The 5594-nt window shown below is 41.4% G+C and carries 6 protein-coding genes and 1 pseudogene; all 7 read right to left on the bottom strand.

All coding sequences use genetic code 11. The annotated features are described in order from the left end of the window. The coding region (locus FTV32_RS15670) for a CoA-transferase (RefSeq protein WP_306669949.1) at window positions 1-166 on the bottom strand (166 nt) is incomplete at its 3' end. Window positions 167-209: 43 nt separating this feature from the next. Next, window positions 210-1418, bottom strand: a complete 1209-nt coding sequence (gene benE, locus FTV32_RS15665) for a benzoate/H(+) symporter BenE (RefSeq protein WP_180000663.1) — start codon at window positions 1416-1418, stop codon at window positions 210-212. A 56-nt stretch (window positions 1419-1474) separates the two neighbouring features. After that, a complete protein-coding gene (locus FTV32_RS15660; RefSeq protein WP_180029081.1) occupies window positions 1475-2254 on the bottom strand; it encodes a 1,6-dihydroxycyclohexa-2,4-diene-1-carboxylate dehydrogenase in 780 nt (259 codons plus the stop codon). 13 nt (window positions 2255-2267) lie between these two features. Continuing rightward, entirely contained in the window at window positions 2268-3284 is a 1017-nt protein-coding gene (gene benC, locus FTV32_RS15655; RefSeq protein WP_180029080.1) for a benzoate 1,2-dioxygenase electron transfer component BenC, read from the bottom strand. A gap of 90 nt (window positions 3285-3374) precedes the next feature. Continuing rightward, a complete protein-coding gene (gene benB / locus FTV32_RS15650; RefSeq protein WP_035270498.1) occupies window positions 3375-3878 on the bottom strand; it encodes a benzoate 1,2-dioxygenase small subunit in 504 nt (167 codons plus the stop codon). Beyond that, a complete protein-coding gene (gene benA, locus FTV32_RS15645; RefSeq protein WP_035270495.1) occupies window positions 3875-5257 on the bottom strand; it encodes a benzoate 1,2-dioxygenase large subunit in 1383 nt (460 codons plus the stop codon). Before benA ends, benB begins: the two co-directional genes overlap by 4 nt. Before the next feature lie 74 nt (window positions 5258-5331). After that, window positions 5332-5594 (bottom strand): annotated as a pseudogene (locus FTV32_RS15640) (catechol 1,2-dioxygenase); the annotation flags it as partial.

Raw genomic sequence — 5594 nt, 5'->3', positions numbered from 1 at the left:
CTGCGTTGTTGTTGACGATCACTAAGTCTTTAATACCGAGTTCAATTAAGCCATCGATGAGTTCAGCAGGCTGACCTGCGGTACCAAACCCACCAATCATAATGGTTGAACCGTCTTTAATTTGGGAGAGGGCTTCGGTTAAAGACGCTGAGCTTTTATCAATCATAATCACTTCCTAAACAAACGATCTACATTTACCTTTAATAGGATCAGGTCGATGTAGACGATGATGGGGTAGTATTTTGACGCTTCGTTAAAATCACGTGCGCTAAAATACCAATACAGATTCCCCAAAAAACTGAACTTAAACCTAAAAATTGCATGCCTGAAACAGTCGCCAAGAAAGTAAGGAGAGCTGCGTCACGATCCTTTTCTTGGAACATAGCAACGTGTAAATTTGTAGCAATAGCACCTAAAAGTGCTAAACCTGCTAATGCAGCAACAAGTTCTTTAGGCAGTAAGCTAAAGAGCATCACAATGCTGCCTGCAAATAAACCACCTAAAATATAGAAAATACCGTTCGCAATACCTGCGATATAACGTTTCTCTTTGAGCTCATGTGCATCTTTACCTGTACAGAGTGCGGCTGTGATTGATGCCAGGACAATGGTGATCCCGCCCACACAAGCAACAGCTAACGATGCGATACTGGTAGTGGTAATAATGGGTTTTGCTTGAATGTCATAGCCACTTAATTTCAAAATTGCCATGCCAGGTAAAAATTGACCAGAAAGGCTGACTAAAATAAGAGGTACTGCAAGATTTAGAAAAGAGTTAAGCGTCCACTCGGGCGCAATGAATTGGGGTATTGCAAGTGAAAACTCCATATTCACAGCATTGAATTTTCCGAGGACTAAACTCATGAAAATACCAGCTGCCAATACAAAAAGCATGGCATATCGAGGTGTTAAACGCTTAGCAATCAGATACGAAATAAGCATTCCAAACACAATATATGGCATGGTATTAGTCGCGGTAAAAAGACCAAATCCGAACTGACATAAGATACCAGCCATCATTCCTGCAGCCACTGATTGCGGTATCAAAGCCAATAGTTTGTCGAAATATCCGGTAATACCAATGATGAAAATCACTACAGCTGTAGTGATATATGCAGCAACTGCTTCATTCAGTGATATATCTGGAAAAAGTGTGACTAGCAGAGCAGTACCAGGTGCCGACCAAGCGGTAATGACAGGAACTTTAAACTTTATTGATAATAGAATTCCAGCTACAGCAGCACCAATTGAGATACCCCAAATCCATGAAATCATCATGTCTGGGGAAACTTGGGCTTGTTGTGCTGCTTGAAAGAAAATAATTAATGGTCCGGCATATGAAATCAATACAGCTAAAAAGCCGGCGACAGTGGCGGAAATAGACCAATCTTCTTTTAGTGTTTTAAACAGGGTTGCCATTGTATTTGCCTCCTTGCGTCAATGATCCTGTGAATTTAAAGAGTCCGTGATCAGGGTTAACCCTGATCACCACCACCTACAGGTACGACTGTACCTGTAATGTATGAAGACTCATCTGAAGCAAGGAACAAAATAGCATTTACTTGTTCTTGAATAGTGCCATAGCGTTTCATGTAGCTGCGGTCAATTGTTTGATCAACCACTTCTTGCATCCAAGCTTGATCTTGCTCAGATAGTGGTGAAGTATTACGTGGAATTACACGTGGTGGAGCTTCAGTACCACCTGTAGCCACAGCATTGATGCGGATACCATCTTTAGCATGTGCAAATGCCATTGATTGAGTAAAACTATTTACACCACCCTTAGCCGCAGAATATGGAAGACGGTTAATTCCACATGTGGCGATAGATGATACATTCACGATCACACCAGATTTTTGGTGTTGCATGTGTGGTAAAACTGCACGACAACTCCATAAAGTAGGAAATAAAGAACGATTGATCTCTTTAATAATTTCCTCTTCAGAAAACTCTTCAAAAGGTTTCATCCAAATCGCACCACCAACATTGTTGATCAGCACATCAATTCGGCCATAAGTCTCGATCGCTTTATTTACAACAGATTGTGCACCAGCATAGGTTTCAAGATCAGCTAAGACAGTAACACCTGTGCCACCTTGAGTCGTAATTTCTTCAAGTGTGGTCGTCACGTATTCAGCACGGTCAGCCAGTACAACTTTTGCACCTTCGCTAGCTGCTTGAAGAGCAACACCGCGACCGATGCCTTGAGCGGCACCAGTAACGATTACGATTTTATTTTCAAATCTTTGGTTCATGTTCCTCTCCACTTTAATTCGCAGAGAATTTTTCGAATAAGAAGTTTGCAGGTTTAATGCCTTCAGCATCTAACCAACCACGAACTGCATCTACCATAGGAACAGGACCACAGAGGTAAACGTCTACATCACCACCGTTGAGCCATTCAGTTTCAATGTGACCTGTCACATAACCTTTACGTTCGTGTGCAGATTCTGGGTTTGCAACTACGGTACGGTATTCAAACCAATCAAGTTTTTCTTGAAGTTTGTTGAGTTCTTCAATAGCAACTAGGTCAAAGTCATTGGTTACACCAAAAACTAAACGTACTGGATGTTCAGAACCTTTTTCTTCTAATACTTGAAGCATCGACATAAATGGAGCAATACCTGTACCACCAGCAAGCATTACTACAGGGCGTACTACATTACGTAAGTAGAAGCTACCAAATGGACCAGTGAATGTCATTTTGTCGCCGACTTTCGCTTCGGTGCTTAAGAAGCTACTCATTTTACCGTTAGGAACGTTACGAACAACAAAGCCGGTCAAACGGTTGCCTGGCTTAGAGCTGAAAGAGTATGAACGTGTTTCAGTTGATCCAGGTATACCTACATTTACATACTGACCAGCAAGGAAATTGATATCTGGCTGACCCTCGTCTAGTTGAATATCAAAGGTAATTGTAGATTCAGATAAGTTTTCTACACGAGAAAGTGTACCTTGATATTGATGAATTTGAGTTTTGCATACATCAGATGATGCTTGAATTTGGAAAACTGCATCTGAAGTAGGACGGCACTGGCAAGCTAAGATATAGCCTTGCTCAGCCTCTTCTGGTGTAAGTGCATCTTCAATATAAGTTTCTTCAGGCATGTCATAGCTGCCAGACTCACAAAAAGCTCGACAAGTACCACATGCACCATCACGGCAATCCAGCGGAATATTAATCTTTTGACGATATGCAGCGTCAGAAAGCGTTTCGCCTTGTGCAACTGAAATAAATCGGGTTACGCCATCTTCAAATTGAAGTGCAACATTATGGTTTGACATGGCTGAATATCCTTTAAGAATCTTTTGAACAATTTTTTGGTGTAACTACCAAAATTCCATTTGGTAGTTACTGAACTTGTTATTTACTAATTACAGGTGATATACGTCGATTACTTGATTGATGTAATCATTTTTGAGTACCACATATTTATTTAAAATTTGTGGTTTTTCACCAGACAAATTGATTTCGTAGCGTGACATGCCGAAGTAGCTGTACGACTTTTGGTAGCGGTAACTTAAAGTGTTCCAGTTGAAACGAACAACAACCTTATCTTCATGACGTTCAAGAATTTCAATGTTGTTAATATTGTGGCTTGTACGTGTATCAGGCATTGTTGCAGAAGAGCGTTCAGTTTTGATACGGAACACGCGGTCTTCTAAACCTTGACGATCTGGATAATAAATTAACGAGATTTCTGATTGAGGATCTTCAGTTAATGTATTGTAGTCATCCCAAGATGGCATCCAGAACGATGCTGTAGGTGCATAGCACTCTAACCATTCATCCCACTGTTCATCATCAAGTAGGCGCGCTTCTTTAAATAAGAACTGGCTCACTGATTCTAAAGTTGCTTCAAGATTCGCGTTACTCATGCGTTATCTCCTTGTTCAGCTAAAGCTTGTTCTGCTTTAATCGCACGTTTCATTTCTTCTAACCAATGTTGATGTTGCGCAAGGTATAAACCTTCGTCTTCAGTTTTAACGCCTGAAAGTTTAGGTTTTAGACCAATTTCGTTTGCTGCATCATCTGGGCCATTGATCCAATGCTTTGAGCCACGGCACATATCGTTCCACTCAAGTTCGATACCAGCATAACCTGCTTGACATGCACGGAATTCTTCTAAGTCATCTGGTGTCGCCATACCTGAAGCATTGAAGAAATCTTCATATTGGCGAATACGGCGTGCGCGAGCTTCTGGCTCTTCACCTACAGGTGCGATGCAGTAAATTGTTACTTCAGTTTTATCGACAGCAATTGGGCGAAGTACACGGATTTGTGAACCGAACTGATCCATCAAATAAACGTTTGGATATAAGCAAAGGTTACGTGAGCGCTCGATCATCCACTTCGACATAGCAGGACCGAATTTCTCAGAGTATTCATCTGCTTTAGGGAAGTTAGGGCGGTCTTCAGGGTTAGCCCATTGTGTCCAAAGCAACATGTGACCATTTTCAAAACCGTAAGAACCACCGCCTTGTTTACCCCAAGAACCTGCGCTCATTGCACGGATGTTGTCGCCAGCTTGTTTTTCTTTACGTTGTTGCGTAGTCGCAGCATAATTCCAGTGAACTGCAGATACATGGTAACCATCTGCACCATTTTCAGCAGTGAGTTTCCAGTTTCCTTCGTATGTATAAGTTGAGGCACCACGTAAAACTTCTAAACCTTGATCAGACTGACCCACGATCATATCGATAATTTTAGTCGTTTCACCTAAGAATTCTTCTAATGGCAAGACGTCTGGGTTTAAGCTACCGAATAAGAAGCCTTTATAACTTTCAAAACGTGCAACTTTCTTAAGATCATGTGATCCTTCTTTGTTGAAGCAGTCAGAATAACCAGCATCTGTTGGGTCTTTAACTTTTAAAAGTTTGCCTGAGTTATTGAATGTCCAACCATGGAATGGGCAAGTATAAGTAGCCTTATTACCACGTTTGTTACGGCAAAGTTGTGCACCACGGTGTGAACACGCATTGATCATTGCATTTAGCTCGCCTTGACGGTTACGAGCAATCACGATTGGCTGACGACCGATGTGTGTCGTGTAATAATCATTGTTATTTGGAATTTGGCTTTCGTGTGCCAAGTAAACCCAATTACCCTCAAAGATGTATTTCATTTCAAGGTCAAAAAGGGCTTGATCAGTGAAAACTGAACGATGAAGTTTAAACTCACCTGTCTCAAAGTTGTCTACAAGTAACTCATCAAGACGATCTAAATGGCTGGTATTAATTACAGGAATACGTGGCATGGACGTTCTCCGACTTTCCAAATTGAGGGGAAGTCATCGGGATAATTGACTTATCCCGATTCCGACTAATTGATTTAAGCTGATGCGCGGCGGCGTTCAACTTCAGTAGAAGGCGCACCTTCAACGTCTTTCACTAATTCAATGTCAAATTGAATATGTTTGAACGCACCTTTTAGACCACGACGAGCAATTTCAGCTTCATCAGTTACATCTACAGCAGTTGCCACTAAGCCATCACGCGTTGCAAATGCAAAGTCATCCCAAAGGTATTCATCACCTTCGATGTTGAACTGCGTAGTTAATTTACGGTAGCCAGGCGCAGTGACGAAGTAATGCA

The organism is Acinetobacter sp. YH16032 (assembly GCF_013417345.1).
Classification (GTDB): Bacteria; Pseudomonadota; Gammaproteobacteria; order Pseudomonadales; family Moraxellaceae; genus Acinetobacter.
This window is presented reverse-complemented; position numbering and strand designations above follow the sequence as displayed.